Below are 24,362 nucleotides of genomic sequence, written 5' to 3'. Positions count from 1 at the left end.
AATTATCCATCGTTGGTGACTAGATTCTTCAATTTAGCCCCCTGAACAACAATTTTTGAGCATGATCGCAGCACTTTAACCACCCTATTCCTATAGTACCCTGATCTAGCCAATACATAGCTTCGGGCTAGTTTAGCGTTGCATTTATCTGTTGCTGAACTTAATATCTGCTTAAGATCTACAAGCTAAGTTGACTGAGGTAGTTATATGCCAAAGTTACAAAAAGTAAATATAACTAACTACTGCAATCGAAGCCTGACAATGATTGCCAGTAATTTGAATCGTTGCTCAAAAACTTGGCCGATCGTTTTGGTTAATCGTGATCCAGCCTTACTAAAGCACTATTTGATTGATCGACTTGATCGACCACAACTTGGCATTATTTGGCGCTATTCAGCCTCGGCTTCAACCACTTCCACCTCAACTGGTTGAGCTTCTTCTTCTGACTCAGAATCTAGATCAGCATCTAGAGCGGCTGGATCTGGCTCCAGACTGCCCTCAGGTACATATTCAATCTGGGAGTTTTCTTTTAACCATTCCAGCACATGCTCGGTTACCATCTCATCTTCGATCACTTCCCGCAGGGTTTGATCATCAACTTGTTGACCACCAAGGTTTTGCCGTAGCTCATCGATTTTGGTTTTGAGTTCTTCTTCTGGCACGGTGATTTTTTCTAATCTGGCCACTTCAGCCAATGCCATCGTGCGCTGGAGGCGATTGATCGCTTCGGGCTCATTCAAGCGGCGCATTTCGGCCACGAATTCTTTTTGGCCAAATACTTTTTTAAGCATTTGATCATCACCCTGGGCATTACGCTGCATATACATTGCTTGCTGTTGCAGCATATAGTCAACTTCTCGGCTAACTAAGCTATGGGGTAATTCGATCGTCAGGTTTTCAACTAGCTGCTCGAGAATCGCACCTTCTAGATTAGCCTTGGTGGTTTCTTCGGCCTCATCAATAATCCGCTGTTCTAGAAACTCGCGTAACTCGGCCATGGTTTCCCGATCGCTGATCGCCTGGGCAAAATCGTCGTCTAGTTCTGGCAATTCCCGTGCTTTGAGGTCTTTTAGCGTAATTGTAAAGGTGGCTGGCTTACCTTCGTACTCGTCATCTAAATATCCTTCTGGGACGGTGACGGTAATTTCTCTGGTTTCATCTAGCTTGATGCCCACCAGCTTTTGAATCAGTTCAGGGATAAAATCGCTTTCATCCATTTCCATCGGCATGTCTTCGGCTCCCATCTCAGGCAGCTCATTGCCGTCTTCATCGGCTACGGTGAAGTCGATCGTGATTACATCACCAAGTTCCGCGCCGCGATCTTCAACCGGTACTAGGGTCGATTGGCGCAATTGATACTGATGCAGGGTTTCATCAACCTGGCTTAGATCTGGCTCAATTTTTTCGACTTTTAGCTCAAACCCCGAATATTTATCTAGTTCAGGGGCGGGCTGCACATCGATCGCCGCCTTAAAAACTAGCGGTTCGCCATATTCAAGCTGATCCAATAGCTCATCAGCGGAGGATAGCAAGTCAAAACTACCGATTACCTGAAGCTCCTCTTCTTTATCTTTTAATACATCGGTGAGGGCTTTTTCGAGTAGCTCTTGCAAAATGGTTGCTTTTAGGTTCTCAGCCCCAACATGACGCAATACCATTTTTTGAGGGGCTTTACCTGGTCTAAAACCGGGTACGCGAACAGATTTGCTTAAGCTTTTGAGGTTGCGATCGTAAGCTGCTTGAGACTTCTCGCCTTCGATCTCAATTTCAAAACAAACTCTGCTTTCTGGTATTTTTTCTTGGGACAGAACTTTCATTATTTACTTACGATATTTACTTGGATGATTCGATCGAGATTGCTTTGGTGATTACAGTGCTAAATATACAATCTGGCTTTAAGTAAGCTGGTTTGACTCTAAACCATGCGATCAAAAAAATATAATGCAGGTTGAGTATGTTGAGTATTAAAACGCACTGTGCGAGCCATAATTATACTAGGTCACCTCAATTTAGCCTATACCTGCCATGGTTGGAATCTTTGGGATCTAGGATTGGCTAACCTTTGGCTCAGTGGGCATTTTTTTTAGACGCAGCAACCGATCAACGGGTTCAGAGACTTTAATATATGGCAAATATGCAGATTGAGGCGATCGCCATACCGATCAAAAGGGTTTCCTACTGCTTTATTAAATAATTTAAAGCGGCTTAACTATGGCAGTAAATAGCGGTTTCACAACAATAATGTAATGTGACGATGTAATCAAAAATATTTAGAGCTTGGCTCCAATTAATTTAGCTGATATTTAAATTTGGCATTTAAAAATGAAAAAACCAAACAAAGCGCCCGATGCGGGCAAGGTATTAACCGCGATCGCCATTATTTGGGCAATAATCGGTAATTCTAGTTGGCTTTATGGGCTAGCTAGCACCAAGCCGAACCCGACCTTTTCTGACATTTTCTAGGCATTCTCTAGGCATTTTCTGGCCATTTTCTGGGCATTGCCCGACCCAAACTACCGACTTTTTCTGGTAGCGTAATCTGGCCATTGGTGGAAGAATTAGCCCATCGTCAAGCGCAATAGCCTGCCTTGGTGAGCTAGATAAACTTTTCTGCCCAGTATCCCTCTGGGCTTTTTATTTTTTTTATTGGTTGGGATGCTGAAGCTGGCCAAATTGCTCCATTTGTCAGTTCAGCGATCGAGGTTAAACTAAATAAAAAAGATGAAATATATTCTCTTTTGGTTGCTGGCTAGTACGATCGCCATCCTCAATGCACCAGCAGCGGCAATTGCCCAAACCCAGCGATCGCCCCAACCCAAGCAGGGCAAACTAGAGGGGCAAATTCGTAAAGTCCCGCAACCCGATTCGAGCCAGTCGGATGCACCGCTTTCGATTCAACAAGCAGAACAGGCCGTACTTAATTTTCAACTAGTCACCAAGCTAGAGGGCTACGAGTTTTACATCGATCCCAGTACGATCATTACCCAAAATCCCTTTGTCCGGTTCTGGTCCTATGTGGTGTTGCCACCAGACAGCAAAAGGATCGCCGTGGCTAATGCCTATACGGCGGTGGATTGTGGCGCGAGGATCGTCAAAATCTATGAAATTATTAACTACAGCCACAGCGGTGAAATTGTCTCTGCAAATAGTTTTAGCTTTAATGATCAACGCCCTTCCTTTGGCGTGGTTAATCATGAATTTGTAAAGGCGGTTTGCCCAGGTGGTTAATGATCGCCTCGCAACTCCAGCTTGATTCAGGCAGAGTCGGTCAAGCTCTAATTAGTGGCTTAATGGCTCAAAGGTGCTAAGAAGTAAGGATTGTGATCAGAAATTTAATGATTAGCGATCGTGAGCCCATTGCCCTTGAACTGCGGCAGGTTAGTTACCAGATGCGGCAGCAGGCTATTCTGAGGGATGTTGATTTAAGCATCCCAGCCGGGAGCCAAACCGCGATCGTCGGTTGCATGGGAGTGGGCAAGTCTACGCTGTTAAGACTGTTGAACCGCTTGATCGAACCCACCAACGGCAAAATTTATTATCAAGGGCAAGATTTAGCCAAAATTGCCGTTAGCGATCTGCGTGGTCAAATCATGCTGCTGCCGCAACAAACCAGCTTACTAGGGATGAGTGGTCGGGATGCGATCGCCTATCCCTTGAGGTTGCGGGATTTTAGCAAAGAGGCGATCGCCCAGCGGCTAGAAAAATGGACAGATTTATTGCAAATAGAGTCTAAGTTATTGCAAAGCCATGAGGTGCAACTTTCGACTGGACAAAAGCAATGGTTGGCGATCGCTAGAGCCCTGGTTACTGAGCCAGCGGTTTTACTGCTAGATGAACCAACTACTCATCTGGATTTGGGGCGAGCAGAATTATTGCTAGATATCCTGAGTCATTTGAGGGCTGAGCCTCACGATCGCGTAAATTTTCCCATTCAACCAAATCAGCCGAGTCAACCCGATAATTCAATGCTTGAGTTAGCCAATACTGCAAACCACGCGATTGATTCTGGAGAGCAACTGCGATCGCCCAAACCAACCACAGTGATCATGGTGACCCAGCAGATTGATTTAATTAGCAATTGGGGGGATTTTGTGGTGCAGATCGAAGCAGGGCGATCGCCAAATCTCCAACGCCGTGAGCAGGTTAATTGGCCGGATTTGCAAAACTCGTTACGGTTCAATCAAAATACGCAGTTTGAAACTGTGCAACCAGAGCAAATCAAGCCGATCGATGCAATTGATCCTGGGCAAAACTCACCCCCCGCCGCCGAACTAGATCAAGATTGGGATTGATGGTGTTAATGTGCTATTACATCCAGATGCAAACAAATACAACATATTTACAACAGGTGCATAAACAGGTGCATAAACAGGTGCATAAACAGGTGCATAGGTATATCTCTTAGATACCTATGTATTATTTGATGAGCAATCCTGCCGATCGTAAAGTATGTTTTTAATAACGTTTAAGCGAGATTGCAGATCGCCCAGGTAATTTTTGATTTTATGAAGCTATATACCTATCACACTCCCGAACTAACACCAGATGGTCAACTGCCTGAGTGTGCCATTGTGGTAGATATTCTCCGCGCCACTACCACGATCGTAACTGCACTGGCAGCGGGAGCCGAGGCAGTTGAGGTGTTTGCCGATCTGGATAAATTAAAATCTCGCAGTGCCGAACATCCACCGGAATTATGTTTGCGAGCCGCTGAGCGTGGTGGCGCACCCGTTGCCGGATTTGATCTTGGCAATTCACCGCTGGACTATACCGCAGAGCGAGTCAGCCAGAAACGCATTTTCATGAGTACCACCAATGGCACCCGTGCTTTTCAGCGGGTACAGGCTGCCCCTCAGGTGATCGCAGCGGCAATGTTAAATCTGGCCGCAGTGGTTAATTATCTAAGTGAAACTAACCCAGCCGAAGTGTGGATTGTAGGCTCTGGTTGGGAGGGTACCTACTCTCTCGAAGACACTGCCTGTGCTGGGGCGATCGCCCATGAAATTAAAACTGCCCTGGGTGACAAATGTGAATGGGGCAACGATGAATCGCTGGCGGCTGCTTGTTTATATCAACAGTGGCGCGATCGATTGGAGGAATTATTTAAAGAGGCAACCCACGGTCAACGCCTATTGAAGCTCGATCGCCATGCCGATATTGCCTATTGCGCTAGTATAGACACCCACAAAGTTTTACCAATCCAGACTAGCCCAGGTGTATTGGCGGTTGCGCCGCAGCATCACTGAAGTTGGCACAACTGGTACTAGGTCAAGAATTTTGATTATGTGATCGTAATAATTGCGAAGTGCCTGTGCTAAAGACGCTTACTGCTACACGATCGGCTAATTAACTTAAATTGACTGCTATTTGATCGTTGCCCAATTGCTTAAAAATTCCACATCATGTTGCCATACTCAACGCTGTCGTTGACGGGGCGAGAGATTTGATCGATTTTTTGAATATCGGCATCGCTCAGCTTGATTTCAGCGGCAGCAGCATTCTGGCTAGCTTGTTCGGCATTACGGGCACCCACGATCGCATTGACTTGAGCCTTAGCCTTAGTGCGATCGGTGGCGATCAACCAGGCCAGGCACAAATTGCCAAGGCTAGCGTTATATTTAGTAGCGATCGGCCTTAACTGGTCTAATGCGGTTTGTACTTTGGCATAGGTATCCGGTTGAAATAGCTTACTGTTGGCGCGATGATCGCCCTCGGCAAATTTATGGTCGGGGCCAAACTTCCCGGTTAAGATGCCCTGCGCCAATGATGAATAGGACAGGATTGAAATATGATGCTCGCCGCAATAATCCACCAGGCCAGCCGCTTCCGGTTGTCGCCAGAAAAGCGAATAGGGCGGTTGCAGGCTTTCAATCTCGCCATATTTTGCCGCCTCTTCGATCTGTGCCACCGAAAAATTAGACACGCCGATCGCCCGGATTTTGCCCGCTTGCTTGAGTTCGTTCAATGCGCCCATTGTTTCTGCTAGCGGCACATATTCATTACCCCAGCTTCCTGGTGGCCAGTGAATTTGATAAAGATCAATGTAGTCGGTATTAAGGTTTTTCAGCGATCGATCGCAGGCTTCGATTACCTGGTCGTGCTTGAGGTGGTTGGCAAATACCTTGCTAGCAATCACCACCCGATCGCGCACATCTGAGATCGCCGCCGCCACAATCTTTTCGGAGTGACCTTCGCCATATACCTCCGCCGTATCGATCGTGGTGATCCCAGCTTCATAGGCTGCCCTGATTGCCTTGGTGGTCTCGCTGTCCTCGATTCCTACCCACAGGCGCTTTCCCGCTTGCCATGTGCCCATCAGGATTGGGGTGATTTGAATGTTCGTTTTACCAAGCGATCGTGTTTCCATTGTTCTCTCCCGCTCTGCTTGCTGCTGTTAAAAGTTTACTAGCCAGCCCAGGGCAAAAATGCTGGATCTCGCCCTGGATCTCGCCCCGAATATAGCCCTAGATATCGCGCCAAGTTATTGTTTAAGCGATCTGAATATGTCTGAACATGAATATCATGAATATGTAGTAGGTTAGCTAACCAAACATGCCTACCCCAAATATGCGGTTATGGCGCATTACTCCTGTGTATTCAAATGCTGAAATGTGTCAAATGCAGTCAAAAGATGCTGCTCATAATCAAGCCACTCTAAAGCAAAGACGACACCCGCAAACTACTGGGATTGCCCGTATTACCTTCTAGATTAATGCGTGAGTTGGCATCCAGATGGCGCACGATCAAATAGACCGTTTCGATCGCCTCCGGTTGGCCGACTTTATGAGCAAGATCCGCGATCGACAAAGAAGCAGAACCAGCCGTTTCCGCATCCAAAACCGCCATCACTTTCTTTTGTAGATCCAGAATTACTGCCGCTGCCTTCTTACCCGCTTCCACACCAGGTTGATGATAAGCATTGACATTCACCAAAAAACCATATAGCCCAACCGCCCGTTCATAGAGCGCGATCAAAGCGCCGATCATGCGTGGTGAAACTTCGGGAATGCTGACTGTAATTGAACCACGACCATTTTCATACAAAGCTTTGCGGGTGCCCTGCCAGAAGCCAGACAGAAAATCACCAGCAAAAATACCTGGTTCGAGTTCGGGGCCTTTGTTGCCAGGGGCGCGATCGCTCAGCACCTCAATGAACGTGGCAAAGAAATTATTCACCCCTTCGCGCAGTTGTTGCACATAGGCATGTTGATCGGTTGAGCCCTTATTGCCATAGACCGCAATGCCCTGATAGACCGTATTACCATCTAAGTCTTTTTCCTTACCCAGCGATTCCATCACCAACTGTTGCAAATAGCGACTGAACAACAGCAAGCGATCCTTATAGGGCAAGATCACCATATCTTTTTCACCTTTGCCATTGGTTTCAGAATACCAAGCCAATGCTAGCAACGCCGCTGGGTTTTGCTTGAGGTTGGCGATCCGGGTGGCTTCGTCCATCACCTTAGCGCCTTCCAGCATCGCCATAATATCGATTCCCTGGAGTGCTGCCGGCAATAAGCCCACCGCCGATAGCTCTGAGGTGCGCCCACCAATCCAGTCATACATCGCAAAGGTATCAATCCAGCCCTCTTCCTTAGCGATCCTGTCCAGCTTGCTGCCCTCGCCGGTGATCGCCACGGCATAGCGATTAAATTCCAGGCCCTTTTGTTCATAGGCATATTTGGCTTCCTTCATCCCATTGGCGGCTTCCGGGGTGCCACCGGACTTGGAAATTACCACCACCAAGGTAGTAGCTAACCTGGCGCTCAGTTGACCTAGCACTAGATCAATGCCATCGGGATCGGTGTTGTCAATAAAGCTAATATTCAATAATGGATTAGTAACAGCCATGGCCTGTGCCACAAATTCGGGTCCCAAGGCCGAGCCACCAATGCCGATCGACAGGATATCGGTAAACTTGGCCGCATGGGGTGGATGAATTTCACCCTTAATTACTTTTTTGGCAAAGGTATCTACTTTACTGAGGGTTGAGGTAATGTCATGTTTTAATGATTCGTTTGGGGCAAGTTCAGGCGCACGCAGCCAATAATGCCCCACCATCCGATCTTCATCGGGGTTGGCGATCGCCCCTGCTTCTAGTGCTTGCATGTCAGCAAAGGCTTTTTCAAATTTGGGTTGCATCTGTGCCACAAAATCCGCTGTGAAACGAATCCGGCTGATGTCAACATAAAAATTTAACTCTTCGTGATAATAAAGCCAATCCTGATAGCGTTGCCATAATTCAGTGGCTGAATTCATGAGCCTTTTGACCTCAAATTGCTTTCTCCCATAGCTTAGACTAACAATTTATGGCCTGGTCAATACATAAGATTTAATTCCAGTCAGGGCGATCGCTACACCTCTGATATTTAAAATACTTGATCTTCTATTTAAAATACTTGATCTTCAGGTTGCATAATATATTCACAGAAAACATGGATTAGGCCATTGCAATGTGTATGAAATTAACCCAGGTCAACGTTGTAGGCATTTTTACAGCTTTGGATTAACAAATTGCACGTTTTATTGCTCAATGTTAATTAGATATTAAGAACAGGTGTTCATTTGTCTAATTGGTTAGTCATGGTGTTAATCTGAAGGTATCAAGCCGATCAGCGATAGAGCGTACTATGTCTCGGCATTCTTACACTCCAGACACCATAGAACAATCCAACAACATAGCTGTCCCCAGAAGCCATCTGGTTGAAGTGTCTAGCCTTTCTAGCATTTCGGTGTGGTTTTGGGGGTTTTGTGATCTTATGGCTCGAAAGCTAATAGTTGTGAACCCTAGTGTTCTTAATTTCTGGTGTTCTTTCTGATGTTCGCATCAGGGTGTCTCAGCGCAATCTAACTAAGAGTCAAACTAGCTAGTAAGACTAGTAATTTAATTAGGAGCTTGATTAGGAGCAAGTAGGAGGTCATTCTCATTAGTAGTAATGCTTGAGCCGATCGGAATGCCGCGCAGCGAGGTCTAAACTATGAAATTAGTAATTCAAGGCAAAAACATTGAAATCACTGACGCTATCCATGACTATGTTAGTCAGAAGATCGATAAGGCCGTTAGTCACTTCCAAAATATGACCACCGAAGTGGACGTGCATTTATCGGTTGCCCGCAATCCCCGCATTGCCGCCAATCAAGCCGCAGAGGTCACGATCTATGCCAACGGGGCGGTAATTAGAGCCGAAGAGAGAAGTGAAAATCTTTATGCCAGTATTGATCTTGTTGCCGATAAAATTTCCCGCAAACTGCGCAAGTTCAAGGAGCGCAAAAAAAACCGTAATGCGGTAAAAACCAGCGTCGCCGTAGTTGAGCAAGCACCTTTACCAGTGCCCCAGGGCGATCGGCAACCAACCATGCCAGAAAAGGTGGTTCGCAACAAATACTTCAACATGCCACCGATGTCCGTGGATGAGGCCTTGGAACAACTCGAACTAGTCGATCATGACTTCTTTGTATTTCGCAATCTTGAATCCAATGAAATCAATGTGGTCTATGAGCGCAATCATGGCGGTTTTGGCGTAATCCAGCCCCACGGTAATGGTCATCGGTCATAGCGATTAACCTAGTGGTCTTGACTTGATCTAACTTGATCTAATCAGTCGCACCATAAACGCAACTACACTCTATGCTAGTAAATCAATGGCGAGGGTGTAGTTCTGTTTTTAGGCAGGTTTTTTTTGTTACCCTAGGGTAAACAAAAATGTTAACTTTTATACTTAACTTACTTAATTTAGTCTAACCATTACATTAGGGTTTTGGTCTGAGTTGAAATATTGCAGGAGCGCAACAGGAAGTGGAAATTCAAATCGGGCGCGGTAAATCGGCGCGAAGGGCATATGGAATTGATGAGATTGCCCTAGTTCCAGGGCGCAGTACGCTCGATCCAGTGCTGGCAGATACCCATTGGGAAATTGGTGGGATTAGGCGAGAGATCCCCATCATTGCCAGTGCGATGGACAGTGTGGTGGATGTGGGCATGGCGATCCATCTATCTAATTTAGGCGCTCTGGGAGTTATTAACCTGGATGGATTGCAAACCCGCTATGCGGACACCGCCCCCATCCTCGATAAAATTGCCTCGGTTGGCAAGGAAGAATTTGTGGGTCTGATGCAGCAGCTCTATGCCCAGCCAGTCCAGCCAGAATTAGTCAAACAACGGATTCAAGAAATTAAAAGCAGCGGTGCGATCGCCTGTGCTAGCAGTGTTCCTGCCAATGCCTGGAAGTATGGCCAATTGGCCGCCGAAGCTGGGTGTGATTTGTTCTTTGTCCAATCCACCGTAGTTTCGACTACACACCTATCACCAGAGGGAATTACTTCCCTGGATTTAGCCAAATTCTGCGCCGAAATGCCCTTCCCCGTGGTTTTGGGCAACTGTGTCACCTATGAAGTAACGATGGAGTTGCTCAAGGCTGGCGCAGCGGGAATTTTAGTTGGGATCGGCCCTGGTGCTGCCTGTACTTCCAGGGGTGTGCTGGGGGTGGGCATTCCCCAAGCAACTGCGGTAGCTGATTGTGCTGCGGCGCGGGATGCCTATGCCCAGGAAAGTGACCGTTATGTGCCGATTCTGGCCGATGGTGGCCTGATTACCGGTGGTGATATTTGCAAGTCGATCGCCTGTGGTGCGGACGGCGTAATGATTGGTTCGCCTCTGGCCAGAGCCCAAGAAGCACCCGGTCGTGGCTATCACTGGGGTATGGCAACCCCTAGCCCAGTTTTACCCAGAGGCACCAGAATTAAGGTGGCCACCACTGGTAGCATTGAGCAGATTTTGCGCGGTCCGGCCGGCCTGGATGATGGTACTCACAATCTGCTGGGCGCACTCAAAACCAGTATGGGCACCCTGGGAGCCAAAAATATCCGCGAGATGCAACAGGTGGAAGTGGTGATCGCGCCATCTTTGCTAACTGAGGGTAAGGTGTATCAGAAAGCACAGCAACTTGGCATGGGTAAGTAACAATCCTCTTAGGTATGTTGGTATGTTTTGTCTATGCAGAGAATGTTTAATGTGACGGCAGCGATCGGCTGGCCTGACACAAAACATCGCTGCACAAATGCTGTCCAAAGGCTAGGTAAATACCCATATAATCAGCTAAAATAGCCAGCGTAGCAGCCACTAACTCTGGATTTTGCTAAGGCAGTCAAGCTAAGCACAGTCTCCCTAGCTTTTAATTCTTTCATGTTGGTTGCTTGATTGTTATTTGTTTGAGTAAATTTCTGTTCATCACAGGGGGTTGTAGTGCCCAAGGCAAAGCATCTGCTGATTGGTTCAACCAGAGCATGGAGCGGTAAGTCAGCGACAGTTATGGGTTTGGCGTTTCACCTCCAAAAGCGCGGTCTGGAAATTGGCTATGGTAAGCCATTGGGAACTTTTGCGACCAAATCAGTGCCAGAAGCCGCCCAAAAGCAAGAAGGTGATGTGGAGTTTGTAACCCAAACCTTGGACTTAGCACCAGCTAGCTTGCGCCCTACTTTGGTGAGCCTGGATAAAAACACGATCAAGCGGCGACTGCTAGAAGAAGACCCGACCGATTATCTGGCGGCCTTAAACCAATATCATGAAAATGAAGCTGGCGATCTGGTGTTGGTGGAAGCCCCTGGTAATCCCGAAGAGGGAGCGATGTTTGGGTTGTCAATGTTGCAGATCGCCGATTGCCTGGAAGCACCGATCCTCTTGGTGGCTCGCTATGACGATCTCCTGGTGGTCGATCGCTTGCTATTGGCCAAGAAACGACTTGGCGATCGCCTGCTTGGGGCTGTGATTAATGATATTCCTGAAAACCAGGACGAAGAAGGCTTAGCGGTCTTACGCACCTATCTGGAGCATAAGGGCATTGCCGTATTTGCGATGATGCCGGAAAACCGGATTCTGCGCAGTGTGAGCGTGTCTGAATTAATTAACCAGCTTGAAGCCGAGGTATTGTATAGCCCTAGTAATATGGGCTTGGATGACCTGATGGTGGAAGATCTCAAAATTGGCGCGATGGATGTTAGCTCGGCGCAGATTTTCTTCCGTAAGTCCTACCATAAGGCGGTGGTAACCGGTAGCAATCGCTTTGATATTCAACTCGCCGCCCTGGAAACTTCCACCCATTGCCTGATTCTCACTGGTCCGCCGATCCTGGATGAGCATGTCGCCATTAGGGCTGCTGAGCTATATGTGCCGATTCTATCGGTTACTAAAGACACCCTCAGTGTGGTGGAAATCATTGAGCGCTGTCTGGGACAGGTGCGATTGCATGAAGGGGTCAAGGTCAAGTGTATCCAGGATATGATGGCGGAGCAGTTTGATTTCGATCGACTGCTAAATACGCTGGATATTAAACTGCCTGTGGCTTCAGCTTAGTGATATTTCTTATATTTGCGTAATCGTTACCATAAGCTCGATTGCCTGCCCTAATGGAGCCTGATAATGTGGGTGAGGTTGGTGAGATCGGATCAGAAAACTATTTAACCACCCCTAGTTAATATAGTTAAATTAAATTGCCTCAGCAAGGATGATTGCTTGCTCATTTTGCCCCAGTAGACCGGATGGATAGTCCCAAATTTTGAGTGATGGAAGCGAAATACGAACCCCAACAGATTGAACCAAAGTGGCAACAAAGCTGGGCAGAGCAGCAGCTAGATCTGGCTCCAGAAACAGACGATCGCCCTAAATTCTATGCCCTGTCAATGTTTCCCTATCCATCGGGCAATCTGCACATGGGACACGTGCGCAACTATACGATCACCGATGCGATCGCCAGATATAAGCGGATGCAGGGTTACCGGGTTTTGCACCCGATTGGTTGGGATGCGTTTGGTTTGCCAGCGGAAAATGCCGCGATCGATCGGGGTACCCATCCTGCCGCCTGGACTTATAAAAACATTGAACAAATGCGGGCTTTGCTCAAGCAAGTGGGGCTTTCCTATGACTGGGAGCGAGAGCTGGCCACCTGCGCACCGGATTATTACCACTGGACGCAGTGGCTCTTTTTGCAGTTCTGGGATGCGGGCTTGGCCTACCAAAAAGAGGCAACCGTAAATTGGGACCCGATCGATCACACGGTTTTAGCCAATGAACAGGTTGATAGTGATGGGAAATCCTGGCGATCGGGCGCGATCGTGGAGAAAAAGAAATTGCGGCAATGGTTTTTTAAAATCACTGACTATGCTGAGCAACTCTTGAATGACCTGGATAAATTAACCGACTGGCCCGATCGGGTCAAAACAATGCAGGCCAATTGGATCGGTAAGTCAGTGGGGGCGGAATTGACTTTCCCTGTGGTGGGCGCAGCTCAAGATATAGCAATTACCGTATTTACCACTCGCCCCGACACGGTCTATGGCGTTTCCTATGTGGTGCTTGCACCAGAACACCCCCTGGTTAAGGATTTGACCAGTAATAAGCATCAGGCAGCCGTAGAAAAATTTATCGCCGAAGTAGCTGCCCAGAGCGAAATCGATCGCACCGCCGAGGATAAACCCAAACGGGGCATGGCGATCGGTGCAATGGCGCTCAATCCCTTTACGGGCAAAGAAATCCCAATCTGGATCGCCGACTACGTGCTGTATGAATATGGCACTGGCGCAGTGATGGGTGTACCTGCCCATGATGTGCGCGATTTTGCCTTTGCGCAACAATATAATTTGTCAATCCAAACCGTGATTGTGCCCCAAGAGCAAGAAGCTCAAACAGATTTGGCAGAGGCATATACCGATCCAGGTGTGATGGTTAATTCTGCTGAATTTGACGGCTTAGATTCCCCTGCCGCGAAAACCAAGATTATTGCCAAAGCAGAGGCACAGGGCTGGGGTAAGGCGCGGATTCAATACCGCCTGCGCGATTGGTTGATTTCACGGCAGCGCTATTGGGGTTGCCCGATCCCGATCATTCATTGTCCCGATTGCGGCGTAGTGCCAGTGCCAGCGGCCGATCTCCCGGTTGAATTACCGGAAAACGTGCAACTTAGTGGTCGTGGTGCTTCGCCTTTAACCCAGCTAGAGGATTGGCTCCAGGTCAAATGCCCCAGTTGTGGTGCGGCGGCGCGGCGAGAAACCGATACGATGGACACTTTCATTGATTCATCCTGGTATTTCCTGCGGTTCACCGATGCCAAAAATGACAAAGCAATTTTTGACTTGGACAAGGTAAACGACTGGATGCCCGTCGATCAATATGTGGGTGGGGTGGAACATGCGATCTTGCATTTGCTCTATTCCCGCTTTTTTACCAAGGTGTTGCGCGATCGTGGTTTGCTCAAATTCGACGAGCCATTCCAACGCTTGCTCACCCAGGGCATGGTGCAGGGGATGACCTACCGCAATGCAGTGACTGGCAAGGTAGTGCCTGCTAATCTGATTGATCCCGAAAATTTAGTCGATCCAGAAACGGGCGATCGGCTCACCGCTGGCTATGAAACTATGTCGAAGTCAAAGCACAATGGGGTATCTCCGGTGGAGGTAATCGAAAAATATGGCCGCGATACGGTGCGCATGTTTACCCTGTTCAAAGCCCCACCAGAGAAAGACTTAGAGTGGGATGCGGCGGACGTGGAAGGGCAATCGCGCTTTCTGGGGCGGGTCTGGCGCTTGGTGAATGGTTTCACTGCCGCAGGTGGTGCAAATCAAGCCACAGGTAAACCAGACAAAGACTTACGCCGCGCCATACATATTGCGATCAAAGAGGTGAGCGAGGATCTTGATGGCGATTATCAGCTCAATACGGCGATCTCTGAGTTGATGAAGCTCAGTAATGCTTTGCAGGATAGTAAAAACACCAAGTCGGCCACCTATGCGGAGGGGATCGAAACCCTGCTATTGTTAATGGCTCCGTTTGCGCCCCACATTGCCGAGGAATTGTGGCATGGTTTGGGGCATGAACAATCGGTGCATTTGCAATCCTGGCCAAAACTTGATCCAACTGCGCTGGTGGTGAGCGAAATCACCCTGGTGGTGCAGGTGAATGGTAAGGTGCGCGGCAATATGCAGGTGCCCGCCGATGCCGATCGCCAGGCTTTGATTGAATATGCCAAGGGTTGTGAAGCGGCGCAAAGATATCTGGAGGGCAAGGAGATCAAAAAGGCGATCGCAGTGCCAGGTAAGCTGGTTAATTTTGTGGTTTAGTTGTTTATCTTGCCTGGGATCTGGGATTGAAAGCCTGGAGCACTTGTCTGGTGCTTGAAATCCCTTTGAGCCCTTGACCAATATTTAGAGAGTTTTCTCGACAAATTTAAGCACAGCTAAAATGTAACTGTCCCTCATTAAAGCTCATTAAAGTGAGGTAAGAGTATGATGCAGCTCCTAAACAAGCGATTTACTGTCGCCGAGTACCATAGCCTGCATGAGGCTGGCATCCTGACCGAGGACGATCGCACCGAACTATTGCGCGGAGAAATTTATCAGATGTCACCAGTAGGCAGGAGACATGCTAGCTGCGTGAAGCGCTTAAATCATCTCTTCAAAAATATCTATAAGAGTAGAATCATAATTGGTGTTCAAGATCCGATCGAGTTGAGCAATGAATCCGAGCCACAACCGGATATCTCCCTATTACGGTGGCAGGATGATTTCTATTTGGCAAAACACCCCACCCCTGAAGATATTTTGCTATTGATCGAAGTGGCAGATAGCACCGTTGGCATCGATCAAACCAGTAAGTTGCCCTTATATGCGGAGCATGGCATTGTCGAGTCTTGGCTGGTCGATCTCAATCAAGAATGTGTACTAGTGAATCGCAATCCTGCGATCGATGGTTATCAGGATATCCAGGTATTTAAATCTGGGCAAAGTTTATCGGTGCAGGCGTTGCCAGAGGTAGCGATTGAAGTTAATAAAATCTTGGGTTTAGATGTGATCAATACCTAGTGTTCTGTCAATCTTGGGTTTGTGAGTTAAGGGAAAGATGGATAAACTATACCTATGTTATCCGAGCAGTATATTATGCCTAAACGCTATATCGTCCGTTTGAGCAAGGAAGAGCGCGAAGAGCTGCAAAATCTTGTGTCTACTGGTAAGGCCGCCGCCTATAAAATCAAACATGCCAACATTCTGTTAAATATCGATATAAATGGCCAGAACTGGACAGATGCGGAAGCCGCCGCCACCTTTAGTTGCCATCGCAATACAGTAGCCAACCTGCGTCAACGATTGATTGAAGGAGGTTTAGAGTCGGCCTTGGCACGCAAACCTCGCCAAAGTGCGCCACGACCACACGTATGTGATGGAGAGTCGGAGGCAAAGCTAATAGCCTTACGTTGTAGCGAACCACCTGCTGGTCATGCTCGCTGGACATTGCGATTGCTTGCTGATAAAGCGGTGGAGTTAGAAATTGTACCAGCTATTTGTCACGAGACCGTGCGACAAGTGCTGAAAAAAACGAACTGAAACCACATCTACGTCAACAGTATGTGATTCCACCTGAGCAAAATGCCGATTTTGTTGCTCATATGGAAGATGTACTAGAGATTTATCACCAACCCTATGATTCTAAGCATCCGGTAATTTGCATGGATGAAAAACCGGTGCAATTGGTTAAACAAACACGCATTCCATTGCCGGCTAAATCAGGACAACCAGAGTTGGTAGATTATGAATATGAGCGCAATGGCACCGCTAATATTTTCTTGTTTACAGAACCTTTGGCCGGTTGGCGTAAAGCAGTTGTGAGTGAACGCAGAACCTCAGTTGATTGGGCGATCGAAATTCAACGCTTACTTGAACAAGACTACGCCGATTGCGAGACTGTCATTTTGGTATGTGACAATTTGAACATTCACAAACTTGCCTCGCTCTATCAGGCCTTTGCTCCGTCCACTGCGCGTCGGTTGGTCGAACGGCTAGAAATTCACCATACGCCCAAACATGGAAGTTGGCTAAATATTGCCGAAATCGAGCTGTCTGCACTAACCCGACAATGTCTGGATCGACGGATCCCAGATCGAGAAACTCTTGAACAAGAAACATCAGCTTGGTTCATTGAGCGTAATCATTTGCAGAAGTCGGTAGATTGGCAATTCACAACTGCAGATGCTCGTATTCGCCTTAAGCGACTTTACCCACAAATTGAAAGCTGACAATCCACTAGTAATTGGGTTCATCGTCGTATGGCCAGCTAATCACTACAGATCCGATTAACATTAAGGTAGTAGCCATTGCGGCTATGGACATTCTCAGCAATTACAAAATCAAGCTAATTGCAGGAAAAACGGAACCATGTTACTACCAAAAAAACTAGGCTTAGTTGCCATCACGATCGCCACGCTTACCTGGGCAGAAGGAGCGATCGCCGAAACTTGTATCCCCCTGAAGGTAATTGGCGGCCAAGGCACTCTCCAGCGCAAAGAAGTCAGCGTACCCAGTGTGCCATTTATTCCCTTTGTGCCCTTTGTGAGCATCAATAACAATTGGAATACCGACTTTTCCGTGCCGGGGGGCAGGGTGTTTGATTACTACATTGCCACGATCACCCCAGAGGGCAACGTTACCTATGGCATGGAAATGCACCTTAAATATAGCAATCGCACCAATGATAAGTTTCTCGATCACACGATCGACCTGCGGGAAGGGGAGCAGTATAAGATCGTGGCCAGTTCTCGCCCTGAGAATGCCCCCTATGAGGTGAATGTGCTGGTGGGTGGGGTGGATAATGCCCTGGGTACTTACTACACTTTGCTGGTGGAGGCTTGTAATGGCGAGCTGGATAATATTCCTGGAATTAATGATGTGCGGCAGCATCAGGAATTTAAGTGGGAGCAAGCTGAGCAATCGATCGCCCCAGCTAATGCATCTGAACCTGCGCCAGAATTTGAGCCAGAGCCAGTTGACCAAGATGTTACTGAGATAGAGATTCGGAGGGAGCGCGATCGCCCTGCTCCCCCATCTTCGCCGACAGTGCGTGATGGCAATGTGCAGCGGGATAGTGATGTGAGGCGGGCTAACTAATTTTTTTGCGATCTGTTAAGGCTAAATCGTTGGTGGGTGGAGAGAATGAGAATAAACTATTGATTGCGGCAAAACCCTCGATCGCTAGTTATTGACTAGCAGGCAGAAACTCAATCACATCCTGGCGAATTAGCAGATCATAGCGACCAAAGAAATCTTGCCCCAGCAAACCCACATCCAGTGACGGCAAAATCCCCACCGGCACATTTTGCAACGCCAAGCCATTCACCTGAATTAAGGCTACCCGCCCCACTTCTACTGGAACTTCATTCTCACTGGCAGTGTTTACGAGCGCAATGCCGATCGTCTCCACCCCCAGGACTCTGGCCATTTCTGCTGTGATTGCTGTCCCCGAAGCACCCGTATCTACCGCCATTTCAAATATCTGGCTACTGCCATTTTGGCCTGTGAACAACACATCGATCACTGGAACCCCAGCATCACGGCGCTTAATCGTGGCCTGTTGCAACTGCGATGCTGGCGGCGCGGCACCACAAAGGCTAGATAAATCCATTGCTTGCCCATTGGTGGTAATCAGCACACAGTTACTTTCCTGGGCTATGCTTGGCGGCGGCACAGCAATAAAAAGACCATAGCTAACAACCGAAGCGGCAAAGAGGCTCAGCTTTTTCATCGGATTAGACCCAAATCAGGCGATCGCAATTATCCCCACCATAACATTCATATTCACCCTACCGCGATCGAACTAACCGCATTTAACACTTATGTTTACAAGGATCGTGATCGAGAAATATTCATAGTTGGTATTGCGATCACAGACTCACCAGCAGATCGACTAGTTCCCCAAATCCAGCTACTTCTGGCTGGCTGGTGATGTAGGTGGGCTGATGGGTGAGCCGATCGCTATATTCACGCAGATTGGCAACGCCGACCGAGAGCGGAAACTTTTGGCGATCGAACATTGCTTCATCATTAGGACTATCGCCGATCGTAAGTATTTGCTGGGTGGTGAGGTGAGCAAAATGCTGGCTAATGATCGCCAAAATCCCAGTTGCTTTATCCTGCGCGATGGGTTTAATGTGGCATTGCACCGTGCTATAGGTAAAGCCCCAACCAGCTTCAGTACATATTTGGTTAATATCGCTCAAGTTGCGATCGCTCAGGCCAGCCACGTCAAAGGTCCAATCGGTGATGCGATAGGCATTATCCACGGATTCTTGCAGTTGTGGAAACCGTTGGCACAGCTCTGTAAAAGTGCTAGCTAATTTTTGGCGATGGGCAACAAGATCGCCGATCGGGCTTAAAACCTGTGGCAATTGATCGGCACTGGCAAAAAACAAACCGCCATTTTCGGCGATCGCCCCTGCGACTGGGAAATAATTACGCAAGGCACTCACCCAACCCGCCGATCGGCCAGTTACTAATAAAACTGCGATCCCCTTGTTTGTTAAGCGATCTAAGGCCGCTGGCAATTCAGCCGTAAATTTGCCGCCCCTGGTTAAGGTGCCATCCACATCACTGGCAATTAATTTCACTGCGGCTAGCGGTTGGCTAATTTGCCCAGGATGTTGAGAACTAAGAAAATCAGCACTAGGCAAGGGAAGTAAAGACATATAATAGGAAGTAGATGAAGTTGCGATCGCAGGGCAATGGCTTTGTTGCTCTAGCTCGATCGTGATACTAACATTTCACTGTCTCTTGAAGCATCGAGAAATTGCCAAGGCACATAAGGGCAATCAAAATTGCATCATCTACGCTGCCAGGAGGATTAGATCTATGCCAGAATTGTCCTAGTTAGATTTGACCACTGTTCCCTTTCCCTCAACTATAGCTAGTTTCATAATTGCGATCGATTGAGGGGGCATATATGTCTGGAGCTAGAAATATGAACAGAGTAAGCCGGAGTTCAACGGAATGGTTACGGAATGGTTTAGGTTGTAGGCTGACCTCTGCATACATAGCTCTGAGCATACTTTGTTAATTAGTTTGGAGTTAATTGTTTGGATCGTGATTATGCATTTCGTCTATATCATTAAGCATCGGTAAGCATCAGTAAGCCTAGGTGACGAAGCGCTAATTTATCGAAACCACCATGCAATTACGGCGCAATTACTGTGTAATTTAAGCTAGCTAAATGATTCAACTGGACGGCGGTTCATGCTGCATATATTTGCTGTCCAAGCGATCGTAGGAATCTATTTTACTGAATTACTGAACTGACCAGATTGCTGTTTTGGCGTGAGTTTGAGCTTGAGTAGCACTTTCCTAACTGGTTCAAGTATTTGTATTTATTTTGTATTTATACTGATTAGATATTTATTCCCCGCATCCTGGCTTGTGGCAATTTGCTGGCTAGTAAGCTGGCTGATTGATGAAACTTGATCAGGTCTCATGATGCAGTTTAATGAGCGATCGCAAACAAAGACGATCGTTCTACACCGTCATAATTATCGTTTTGAGCGAGCAGACAGATGAACCCTATGAGTCTCCCACCGATCCCTAAATCACGCCGTCGATCGACCAAATTATCAACCAAATTGCATTGGTTAACTTTGCCATTTGGTTTGTTATTACTACTTGCTTCATTTCCGGTCTCTGCTACTACCAGCAATCAAAAGGCCGCAGAGCATGACCCTGAACTAGTGATAGAAAAGGTACAAGCGCAAGCCGCCGATCGAGATTCCTTACCAGTCTTTGAGCATAACGAGGATAGTTTAGAGCTAGATCTAGAAGCGATCGAAACTAAAACTAAGATCGAAACTGCGAATGATGCTTCTCAGCCCGTTGATGCGGATAGCTCAGAACCAGAAATTAACGAAGTTGGCGATCGCACTGGCTTTGAAGGTGAACTGATTCCGGTGGAAGCGATTGCAGGGGAGAGCGAGGAACGCGATCAAAATACCGTAGGCACAACGACAGGCAAGAAAGGTAGAGCGATCGATCTGCTGGGTGATGATGCGACGATGATTTCTCGTCCCAAACCAATTGAGCGAGAGTCTTTAATTGACGAAACGAAAGAAGCCAACGAATCTAATCAAGCTGATGAAGCGATCGCTGCTGGCGATGATCCAGACTCTATGCAGCTTGATCTATCAGAGTTCAGCGGTGTCCTTGAGGGGAAACTAAACGCCAGACAACAGAAAATGATTGAAGCCGATCGGCTCTATCGTTCTGGCCAAATTGAACAGGCCGAACAGTTATATCGGGAAGCAAAAACAGGCAGGGAATCAAAACTAGCCGCCCGATCGATCGATGACAGCGACGTAACGAGCGAATCTGAATCACTTGAATCAGGTATAGAACCAGATCTAGAATCAGAGGATTCCCTTGAGCCGGAGCAAACGAACTCCAGACCAACTGCTATCTATGATCTGGCGGAAGCATCCCCCGCTGTCCAGGTCTATTGGCGCGAATACCAGGCAGGACTGGAAAAGAATTTGGAAACCCGTATCCTGGTTCCTTTGCAGTTGCTTTCTACCCAACATCCCGAATTTATTCCTGGGCACATTGCCTATGCGGAAGCCCTGGAAGCATACGATCGCCAGGAAGATGCCTTAGATGCCCTAGAGCAAGCAAGTTTGATCTATCCTGACGAACCCAAGTTGATGTTGGCACGGATCAAAAAATTGGGCGAAGCTGGCTATTGGCTAGAATCATCGATCGCTGCCCGTGAGTTTGCCCTGCTCAATCCTGAGCATGAAGATGCCGAGGAGTTCCTGGCGGTGGCAGATGAGAACCTGGATCGATTTAAAGATGATATTAGGAAGCAACTACGGGAGAAATCAATCACCAGCGCGATCGTTGGCGCGGCGGGCTATGCCCTTACTGGCAGCTTGATTGGCCCGCTTAATTCGGTGCAAAGTTTGGCGCTGATCGCCCAGGGTGAAGTGGTGGTTGGTGAAAAAGCGGCGACTTCTGCCCAGCGCCGATTAGAATTAATTGATGATCCGCTGGTGACTGAATATGTGCAGGAAGTTGGCCAAAAGCTGGCCGCTGTATCGGGTCGGGATGAGTTTAATTATGAGTTCTATGTGATCGCGGCAGAGGAAATCAATGCCTTTGCGATGCCTGGCGGCAAAATTTTTATTAATGCTGGGGCGATCGCCAAAACCAATTCTGAAGCAGAGCTAGCTGGCCTGCTGGCCCATGAAATTTCCCATGCGGTTCTTTCCCACGGCTTCCAGTTGGTCACCCAGAGTGCCTTAAATAGCAATTTATTCCAGTTTCTGCCCTTTGGTGGCACTGCGGCCAACCTGTTTACGCTGGACTACAGCCGCGAGATGGAACGCCAGGCCGATGTACTGGGCACGCGTATTTTAGCTTCCTCTGGCTATGCTGCCGATGGGCTTTATAACCTGATGGTAACCATGGGCAAAGAACAAAAACAAAGTCCCCCCGCTTGGGTGTCTACCCACCCCGAAACCAACGATCGGGTTGCCTATATTAACAGCTACATCAATGAGAAGAAATATAACCGTTATGCCTATGAGGGCTTAGAAAGACACTTGCAAGTCCAACAGCGGGTACTAGAGCTAATGCCGGACATGGTGGAAACCGAGCCAGAAGATAAGGTGTATAAACTGCCTAATCGCTTATCCGGTTCAACTAATCCTTAAAAAATAGCCGCATCCTTCTAAAAAGCAGTCCAACGCAGCGAGAAATATAAACCATTTTCTTGCAGGTTGTTGGATTCTGTATTCGCGTCGGTTAGATCGAAGCCATAGTCCAGACGGAAGGTGAGATAATCGCCCTGTTGCCAGCGCAATCCTAGGCCAAGGCCAAGCAAAGCGTTGGGATCAGGATTACGCCGCCCTGAATTATTCCAGCCGGTGCCAAAGTCAATGAAGGGTGTAAGTTGCATCAAGCCTTCCACTTCTGGTATGCGCATAATCGGCAATCGCACCTCGGCGGAAGCCACCAGCCCATTGTCAGTAAGTAGCAAATCCTGGCGATAGCCCCGCACACTATCCTGACCACCGATCCCAAATTGTTCGATCGGCACCAGGGCGCGATCGCTCAGTTGCAAATCTGCTCGCAAAATAAATAAAGTATCTGGGGCTAGCAGGTTCACATATTGCCCTTGCCCCCGCCAGGCTAGGAAGAACTGGTCTTCTGGCTCGTCATTGGCTGTGACTGCAAAGGGCGCAGAGCCCAGGCTAAATTGCGATCGAAATGCCAACACATCCCGATTGCTGCGTTTGGTATATTCCTGGAACAATCGCAATGCGGTTACTTCCGTGCGGCCATCCAGACCTGCACCTGGTGAGAGGCTATTGGCAATTCCCAAAATCGAAGCCTGACTCTGGCGATGGGAAGCCGTAGCACCGATCGCAAACTCTTTGACTGGGGTTTGCAGGAGTGGTTGTCGCCAGGTGAAATCGTAGTAATCAGAATTAGCGACAATATCGAGCGGTGAGAAGGGCTCCTCTACTACGCGGCTATTATTACGGCTATAGGCAAAGGTGAGCGTGCCATTGCGGGGATTGATCGGATAGGTGTAGCTAAAGTCAATCAGCCCACTGCCATCGGTATTTGTGAATGCAAAGCTAATCGCATCGCCCTGACCAAACAGATTCCTTTCGAGTAGTTCAATTTGACGACGGAATGAACCCACACTGGGCGATCGCCGATTATCGGCTAGCAAATTCACATCAAAGGAATCCGCCTCCACTACTTCCACTGATAGGAGATTTTCGCCCGGTTGCGTGCCGGCTGAAAGTTCCGCCGACAAACTTTCGATCAACGGGTCTAACTGGAGTAGTTGCAAGGCTTCTAGCAATCGATCGCGGTTGACTGGTTTTTCAGTGGCAATCGCCAGGCGCGATCGGACATAATTTGGGTTGAGGCGGCGGGTACCAGTAATCACAATATCTTCCAGGCTGCCTTCCACTACCCTGATTTCCACTATGCCATCGCTGAGGGTTTGGGGCGGAATGAATGCTCCCGTGGTGATATAGCCATTGTCGATATAGAGCTGGGTAATCGCGGAGCGGGCTTGTAATAGTTCAGCAAAGGTAATTTCCCGATCGGTAAAAGGTTGGGTCACCGCTGCTAATTGCTCAGCCGTAAACACCGTACTACCAACTACCTCAAAACCTGTGACCACAATCGTACCTGGCACTTCAGGAATATCTGCTGGCTCAGTTGGCTCAGTTGGTTCTGCTGGTTCACCTGGCAGAAGCTGATCGGGGGTTGGTATTTCCAGCGGCCGATCGGGAAGCGGTTCTGGTTCCTGGGGTGGGTTTACCTGTGGTGAGGTGACCTGCGCCAGATTATTGCTTTTACTAGGAACAGAAATGTTGGTTGTGATCTGACCAATTGTATCGATCGTCTCTGCTGAGGAAGGCAATGGATTGGCGATCGCCGACAGACCACAGCAGCCGATGCTTACACCTGTTGCTAGCAGAGTAGATTGGAGCATAAGCCGACTCGATCGAACCACAACCGCAAACCTCTACACACCAAAGATAATCCAC

The 24,362-nt window shown here is 48.0% G+C and carries 18 protein-coding genes; 12 read left to right on the top strand and 6 right to left on the bottom strand.

Features of this window, described 5'->3' with window-relative positions; genetic code table 11:
- Positions 1 to 389: 389 nt before the first annotated feature.
- Positions 390 to 1,817 carry a trigger factor gene (gene tig / locus PSE7367_RS04820; RefSeq protein ID WP_015164247.1) on the bottom strand — a complete coding sequence of 476 codons (1,428 nt, stop codon included), beginning with the start codon at positions 1,815 to 1,817 and terminating at the stop codon, positions 390 to 392.
- 505 nt (positions 1,818 to 2,322) lie between these two features.
- On the opposite strand from tig, the gene PSE7367_RS21810 reads away from it, so the two are divergent.
- From PSE7367_RS21810 to PSE7367_RS04805, 4 genes are all read left to right on the top strand, one after another.
- On the top strand, positions 2,323 to 2,463 hold the full coding sequence (locus tag PSE7367_RS21810; protein WP_156800343.1) for a hypothetical protein: 141 nt from the start codon (positions 2,323 to 2,325) through the stop codon (positions 2,461 to 2,463).
- A 258-nt stretch (positions 2,464 to 2,721) separates the two neighbouring features.
- Complete coding sequence (locus tag PSE7367_RS04815; RefSeq protein WP_015164246.1) at positions 2,722 to 3,228, top strand: surface-adhesin E family protein; 507 nt, start codon at positions 2,722 to 2,724, stop codon at positions 3,226 to 3,228.
- A gap of 92 nt (positions 3,229 to 3,320) precedes the next feature.
- Complete coding sequence (locus PSE7367_RS20165) at positions 3,321 to 4,292, top strand: ABC transporter ATP-binding protein (RefSeq protein WP_156800342.1); 972 nt, start codon at positions 3,321 to 3,323, stop codon at positions 4,290 to 4,292.
- A 213-nt stretch (positions 4,293 to 4,505) separates the two neighbouring features.
- The gene (locus tag PSE7367_RS04805) at positions 4,506 to 5,246 is read left to right on the top strand and encodes a 2-phosphosulfolactate phosphatase family protein (RefSeq protein WP_015164243.1); all 741 of its coding nucleotides are present in this window, start codon (positions 4,506 to 4,508) and stop codon (positions 5,244 to 5,246) included.
- A gap of 140 nt (positions 5,247 to 5,386) precedes the next feature.
- Here PSE7367_RS04805 and PSE7367_RS04800 read toward each other — a convergent pair whose 3' ends face one another.
- Together PSE7367_RS04800 and PSE7367_RS04795 are read right to left on the bottom strand one after the other, a co-directional pair.
- The gene (locus PSE7367_RS04800; protein WP_015164242.1) at positions 5,387 to 6,367 is read right to left on the bottom strand and encodes an aldo/keto reductase; all 981 of its coding nucleotides are present in this window, start codon (positions 6,365 to 6,367) and stop codon (positions 5,387 to 5,389) included.
- Positions 6,368 to 6,654: 287 nt separating this feature from the next.
- Complete coding sequence (locus tag PSE7367_RS04795; RefSeq protein WP_015164239.1) at positions 6,655 to 8,259, bottom strand: glucose-6-phosphate isomerase; 1,605 nt, start codon at positions 8,257 to 8,259, stop codon at positions 6,655 to 6,657.
- Positions 8,260 to 8,978: 719 nt separating this feature from the next.
- Here PSE7367_RS04795 and hpf point away from each other — a divergent pair.
- The 7 genes from hpf (at position 8,979) to PSE7367_RS04755 (ending at position 17,925) form a co-directional block, all read left to right on the top strand.
- Complete coding sequence (gene hpf / locus PSE7367_RS04790) at positions 8,979 to 9,557, top strand: ribosome hibernation-promoting factor, HPF/YfiA family (protein ID WP_015164238.1); 579 nt, start codon at positions 8,979 to 8,981, stop codon at positions 9,555 to 9,557.
- Positions 9,558 to 9,796: 239 nt separating this feature from the next.
- On the top strand, positions 9,797 to 10,960 hold the full coding sequence (locus PSE7367_RS04785; protein WP_015164237.1) for a GuaB3 family IMP dehydrogenase-related protein: 1,164 nt from the start codon (positions 9,797 to 9,799) through the stop codon (positions 10,958 to 10,960).
- A gap of 282 nt (positions 10,961 to 11,242) precedes the next feature.
- On the top strand, positions 11,243 to 12,349 hold the full coding sequence (locus tag PSE7367_RS04780) for a phosphotransacetylase family protein (RefSeq protein WP_015164236.1): 1,107 nt from the start codon (positions 11,243 to 11,245) through the stop codon (positions 12,347 to 12,349).
- 209 nt (positions 12,350 to 12,558) lie between these two features.
- Positions 12,559 to 15,108: a leucine--tRNA ligase gene (gene leuS, locus PSE7367_RS04775; RefSeq protein ID WP_015164235.1), complete on the top strand. Its 2,550-nt coding sequence runs from the start codon at positions 12,559 to 12,561 to the stop codon at positions 15,106 to 15,108.
- Positions 15,109 to 15,273: 165 nt separating this feature from the next.
- Positions 15,274 to 15,849, top strand: a complete 576-nt coding sequence (locus tag PSE7367_RS04770) for a Uma2 family endonuclease (RefSeq protein WP_015164234.1) — start codon at positions 15,274 to 15,276, stop codon at positions 15,847 to 15,849.
- A 75-nt stretch (positions 15,850 to 15,924) separates the two neighbouring features.
- Positions 15,925 to 17,057 (top strand): IS630 family transposase gene (locus PSE7367_RS21805; RefSeq protein WP_156800460.1). Its coding sequence is split into 2 segments (ribosomal slippage): positions 15,925 to 16,354 and positions 16,354 to 17,057, totalling 1,134 coding nucleotides; the frame shifts between segments, so codons are not numbered across the junction.
- A gap of 139 nt (positions 17,058 to 17,196) precedes the next feature.
- Positions 17,197 to 17,925: a hypothetical protein gene (locus tag PSE7367_RS04755; RefSeq protein ID WP_015164233.1), complete on the top strand. Its 729-nt coding sequence runs from the start codon at positions 17,197 to 17,199 to the stop codon at positions 17,923 to 17,925.
- A gap of 88 nt (positions 17,926 to 18,013) precedes the next feature.
- On the opposite strand, the gene PSE7367_RS04750 is transcribed toward PSE7367_RS04755, so the two are convergent.
- Together PSE7367_RS04750 and PSE7367_RS04745 are read right to left on the bottom strand one after the other, a co-directional pair.
- Complete coding sequence (locus tag PSE7367_RS04750; RefSeq protein WP_015164232.1) at positions 18,014 to 18,559, bottom strand: retropepsin-like aspartic protease family protein; 546 nt, start codon at positions 18,557 to 18,559, stop codon at positions 18,014 to 18,016.
- 139 nt (positions 18,560 to 18,698) lie between these two features.
- Entirely contained in the window at positions 18,699 to 19,499 is an 801-nt protein-coding gene (locus PSE7367_RS04745) for an HAD-IIB family hydrolase (RefSeq protein WP_015164231.1), read from the bottom strand.
- Positions 19,500 to 20,366: 867 nt separating this feature from the next.
- Between PSE7367_RS04745 and PSE7367_RS04740 the strand changes: the two genes are divergently transcribed.
- Positions 20,367 to 22,502: a M48 family metallopeptidase gene (locus tag PSE7367_RS04740; protein ID WP_051037875.1), complete on the top strand. Its 2,136-nt coding sequence runs from the start codon at positions 20,367 to 20,369 to the stop codon at positions 22,500 to 22,502.
- 17 nt (positions 22,503 to 22,519) lie between these two features.
- On the opposite strand, the gene PSE7367_RS04735 is transcribed toward PSE7367_RS04740, so the two are convergent.
- The gene (locus PSE7367_RS04735) at positions 22,520 to 24,307 is read right to left on the bottom strand and encodes a ShlB/FhaC/HecB family hemolysin secretion/activation protein (RefSeq protein ID WP_015164229.1); all 1,788 of its coding nucleotides are present in this window, start codon (positions 24,305 to 24,307) and stop codon (positions 22,520 to 22,522) included.
- Positions 24,308 to 24,362 lie beyond the last annotated feature (55 nt).

The organism is Pseudanabaena sp. PCC 7367, assembly GCF_000317065.1.
In the GTDB taxonomy this organism is placed as follows: Bacteria; Cyanobacteriota; Cyanobacteriia; order Pseudanabaenales; family Pseudanabaenaceae; genus Thalassoporum; species Thalassoporum mexicanum.
Note: the sequence above shows the minus strand (reverse complement) of the source record. Positions and strands in the feature narration are given on the sequence as shown.

Coding starts and splice junctions, on each gene's coding strand:
- tig (WP_015164247.1), bottom strand. CDS start 1,817: ATGAAAGTTCTGTCCCAAGAAAAAATACCAGAAAGCAGAGTTTGTTTT.
- PSE7367_RS04805 (WP_015164243.1), top strand. CDS start 4,506: ATGAAGCTATATACCTATCACACTCCCGAACTAACACCAGATGGTCAA.
- PSE7367_RS04735 (WP_015164229.1), bottom strand. CDS start 24,307: ATGCTCCAATCTACTCTGCTAGCAACAGGTGTAAGCATCGGCTGCTGT.
- PSE7367_RS04755 (WP_015164233.1), top strand. CDS start 17,197: ATGTTACTACCAAAAAAACTAGGCTTAGTTGCCATCACGATCGCCACG.
- PSE7367_RS04740 (WP_051037875.1), top strand. CDS start 20,367: ATGAGTCTCCCACCGATCCCTAAATCACGCCGTCGATCGACCAAATTA.
- PSE7367_RS04750 (WP_015164232.1), bottom strand. CDS start 18,559: ATGAAAAAGCTGAGCCTCTTTGCCGCTTCGGTTGTTAGCTATGGTCTT.
- PSE7367_RS04745 (WP_015164231.1), bottom strand. CDS start 19,499: ATGTCTTTACTTCCCTTGCCTAGTGCTGATTTTCTTAGTTCTCAACAT.
- hpf (WP_015164238.1), top strand. CDS start 8,979: ATGAAATTAGTAATTCAAGGCAAAAACATTGAAATCACTGACGCTATC.
- PSE7367_RS04770 (WP_015164234.1), top strand. CDS start 15,274: ATGATGCAGCTCCTAAACAAGCGATTTACTGTCGCCGAGTACCATAGC.
- PSE7367_RS04815 (WP_015164246.1), top strand. CDS start 2,722: ATGAAATATATTCTCTTTTGGTTGCTGGCTAGTACGATCGCCATCCTC.
- PSE7367_RS21810 (WP_156800343.1), top strand. CDS start 2,323: ATGAAAAAACCAAACAAAGCGCCCGATGCGGGCAAGGTATTAACCGCG.
- PSE7367_RS04795 (WP_015164239.1), bottom strand. CDS start 8,259: ATGAATTCAGCCACTGAATTATGGCAACGCTATCAGGATTGGCTTTAT.
- PSE7367_RS04800 (WP_015164242.1), bottom strand. CDS start 6,367: ATGGAAACACGATCGCTTGGTAAAACGAACATTCAAATCACCCCAATC.
- leuS (WP_015164235.1), top strand. CDS start 12,559: ATGGAAGCGAAATACGAACCCCAACAGATTGAACCAAAGTGGCAACAA.